An 899-nucleotide genomic window follows, 5' to 3' on the forward strand; every position below is an offset into this window, starting at 1 on the left:
GTAGTGCCGGGTTGCCAGCGAGGCGAAAGCAAAGGCCAGCCCGGTTGCCAACAGGACGACGAGGACTAAACGCAGCCAGTTCCTCGCCAGGCTGGCGAAGAGCTGCCTGAGATCGACATCGACATCTGCGGCCGCGGACTGAACGGACATGCATCCCTACTCCGATACTGGGTCAGCACGCACCGTAAACAACTATGGTAACTCAGCCGTTAAGATCGTGGTAAGTTTCCGTTAGGGTTTACTGGCGGGCGGCAAACAAAACCGCCAAGAATCACAAAAACTCTTGCCGATGCGCCACGCGTCGGCCGCTCCCTTTACCGGCCATTAACCCTAACAGGATGATAACGGGCCTCGATCCCTGATGTTTGCTGCGACGCCGCAGCGGCCCAGTCGAAGGTACTTGTCCGGTCATGAAAAGCACTGCTTCCCTGTTTCGCGCGCTGCTTGCCGTATCGATGCTGGCTGGCTGTTCCAGCTACCGGCCGACGCCGGCCGCCTTCCATGAGGTGCTCGATCAGCCCTACCGTCTTGGCGCCGGCGACCGCGTCCGCGTGACCGTGTTCGAGCAGGACGGGCTGACCAACACCTACAGTGTCGATCAATCCGGCTATCTCTCCTTCCCGCTTGTCGGCGCCATACCGGCGCGCGGCCACACCGCGCAGCAGATGGAAAAGGAGATCGCCGACAAATTGCGGCAAGGCTATCTGCGCGATCCCGACGTTTCGGTCGAGATCGACCGCTACCGGCCGATCTTCGTGATGGGCGAAGTGGGTGCCGCCGGCCAATATTCCTATGTTCCCGGCCTGACGGTGCAGAAGGCAATCGCCATTGCCGGCGGCTTCACGGCGCGCGCCAACCAGGAAAGCGTCGACATCACCCGCGACATCAACGGCAAGGTG

2 protein-coding genes are annotated in these 899 nt (G+C 61.2%); one reads left to right on the forward strand and one right to left on the reverse strand.

Going from position 1 to position 899, the window contains the following annotated elements:
- On the reverse strand, positions 1 to 150 hold a 150-nt coding region (locus EN750_RS41770; protein ID WP_189526764.1), incomplete at its 3' end, for a Wzz/FepE/Etk N-terminal domain-containing protein.
- 260 nt (positions 151 to 410) lie between these two features.
- Here EN750_RS41770 and EN750_RS36605 point away from each other — a divergent pair.
- The coding region (locus tag EN750_RS36605; RefSeq protein ID WP_145968301.1) for a polysaccharide biosynthesis/export family protein at positions 411 to 899 on the forward strand (489 nt) is incomplete at its 3' end.

Origin of the sequence: Mesorhizobium sp. M7A.F.Ca.ET.027.03.2.1 (assembly GCF_003999175.1) — a bacterium.
Classification (GTDB): Bacteria; Pseudomonadota; Alphaproteobacteria; order Rhizobiales; family Rhizobiaceae; genus Mesorhizobium.